This window comes from Xanthomonas sp. SHU 166 (assembly GCF_000364685.1).
GTDB classification, from domain to species: domain Bacteria; phylum Pseudomonadota; class Gammaproteobacteria; order Xanthomonadales; family Xanthomonadaceae; genus Xanthomonas_A; species Xanthomonas_A sontii.
The window spans coordinates 1-2,311 of record NZ_AQOJ01000829.1 but is presented as its reverse complement, the minus strand read 5'-3'; the positions used below and the strand labels follow the sequence as shown (position 1 = coordinate 2,311).

Sequence of the window (2,311 nt, the reverse complement as noted above, 5' to 3'; positions counted from 1 at the left end):
GTCGCATGCGCTTGAACATCGTCGATCCCAGGAAGTCGGTCGGCACCGGCCGCGCCGGTACCGCTTCCCAGCATAGCCGAAGCGGGCGCCGCCGCGCCCGCTCCGGCCATCTTCGCCGCGCGTGGCGCAGGCACGCGGCCTGCGCCACGCGCGCGCCGGCTCAACGGAACCCGGCCACCGTCGCCTTGGTGTTGACCAGCACGCGCTGGTTGTCGGCGGTGCTGGCATTGCCCATCGGCACGCCGTTGTAGGACACGTTCGGGTTGGACCAGTAGTTCAGCCGCGGGCAGCTGCTGGTGCAGTTGTAGGCCATGATCGTGCGCCAGCTGTTGCCGTAGCGATAGCCGTGGCCATAGGCGTACGGCGAGGTGCTGGAGTCGGTGGCCACGTCGTGGCGCGCGCTCTGCAGATGGCCGATCTCGTGGGCGAAGCTGTAGTAGCCGGTGGCGCAATCCCAGTACACCGCCGCGAACGCGGTGGCGGCGGTGGAACCGATGCCCGAGGCGAGACCGCAATAGGCGGAGTTGTCGATGATCAGCACGCCGACGTCGGCCGCGGTGTTGTTGCGCGAGGTATGGATGCTGTCCATGTAGCCGTCGCTGGTGCCGCGGAAGCGGGTCAGGTCGGTGTTGAAGTCGCCGGACTCGGTGTAGTTGGTGGTCTCGTAGCCGGCCAGCTGCATGGTGATGCCGACGTTGCTGTTGGTGTAGCCCTGGTTGGACTCGGCCACCGCCAACTGCACCAGCGACTGCATGTTGCCGCCGTAGCTGGTCACCGCCTTGTTGGTCGCCACCACCAGCACACGGATGGTCGCGGGCGAACCCGACGAGGCACCGGCGGCGGTCACGCGTTCGTCGATCACCGACTGCGGCATCTGCACCGTCGGCAGCAGCGCGTAGTCGGCCGGATGCTCGGCCGGCATGCGGCGTTCGTCGACCTCCACCAGCACATGGCCGCCACCGGCGATCGGACGCAGGTGGAACAGGGTGCCGTTGCTGCGGATGCTGCCGGTGATGGTGTCGCCGCTGCGCACCAGGATCGCCGAGTTCAGCGGATCCAGGCCGGACAGCGCGCGGGTCCGCGCCACCGCGGCATTGCCGAGATTGCCGTACCAGATGCTGTTGCCGCCTTCCAATTGCTCGGTCTTCAACTGCGTGGCGGTGATGCGCTGGCCCAGCAGGTCCAGCTCGAGTTGCTTCTGTCCGGCGGTGACCGCGGCGGCGTTCACGCCGACCCGCTGCACCGCGCCGGTGGCGGGATTGGCCAGCAGGCGGCTCAGCGCCGGCTCGCCGGCGATGGACTTGGAGACGTACTGGCTGCTCTGGAACAGGGGCGTTCCGGCTGCGGAGGCGGAACCGGCGACACACAGGGCAAGCATCGCGGTAAGGCTGCACATCGACTTCATGTCGGACTCCTGGGTGGTGAGTAGGGACGAACGTCGCCCCGCGCGCGGCCGGAGACGGGGGAGGCCGCGCGGGGGAGTTCGATTAGCCGCTCAGCCACCGTTCAGCGCAAGCAACAAATGCAGCGGGGTCTCCGCTCGGAGATAGGCGTCACAGAACGCACGCAAGGGCGTTCATGCCGCACCTGCGCGTTGACACGACCCGGGCGCCACGCCGCAGGAGGACGCCGCCTCAGCCGGCCTGCTGCTGCAGGGCCAGCAATTCGTCCTCGTCGAATCCCGCCAGCAGGCGCGCCTGCAGGTTGAACGGGCCGTGCAGGTAGCCGCCGGCGTACTCGCGCAGCAGCGCCGCGAAGCGCGCGCGCGGCTCGATCCCGGCCTGTGCGCAGTACCAGCGGTACCAGCGCGAGCCGGCGGCCACGTGCGCCACTTCCTCGCGCAGGATGATGTCCAGGATGTCGGCGGTGGCGTCGTCGCCGAGCGCGCGCAGCTTGGCGATCATGCCCGGGGTCACGTCCAGGCCGCGCGCCTCCAGCACGCGCGGCACCAGCGCCATCCGCGCCAGGCCGTCGTGCGCGGTCTTCTCGCACATCTCCCACAGGCCGTTGTGCGCGGCGAAATCGCCGTAGGCATGGCCCAGCGCGCGCAGGCGGTCGCGCAGCAACACGAAATGGCGCGATTCGTCGTCCGCCACCGCCACCCAGTCGGCGTAGAACGCCGGCGGCAGGCCGCGGAAGCGGTAGACCGCGTCCCAGGCCAGGTCGATGGCGTTGAGTTCGATGTGGGCGATGGCGTGGATGAACGCCGCACGGCCCTCGGCACTGCCGAGGCCGCGCCGCGGCAGCTCGCGCGGATGCACCAGCAGCGGTCGCGGGGGCCGCCCCGGCATACGGATCGGCTCGGGCGCCA

At 69.9% G+C, this 2,311-nt stretch carries 2 protein-coding genes; both read right to left on the bottom strand.

The genetic code is table 11. The features are described 5' to 3' along the window. Positions 1–160: 160 nt before the first annotated feature. A complete protein-coding gene (locus tag D180_RS18950; protein ID WP_010341104.1) occupies positions 161–1,405 on the bottom strand; it encodes a zinc-dependent metalloprotease in 1,245 nt (414 codons plus the stop codon). Positions 1,406–1,634: 229 nt separating this feature from the next. After that, positions 1,635–2,311 (bottom strand): ferritin-like domain-containing protein (locus D180_RS18945; protein ID WP_017914022.1); only part of this gene is annotated, 677 nt, incomplete at its 5' end.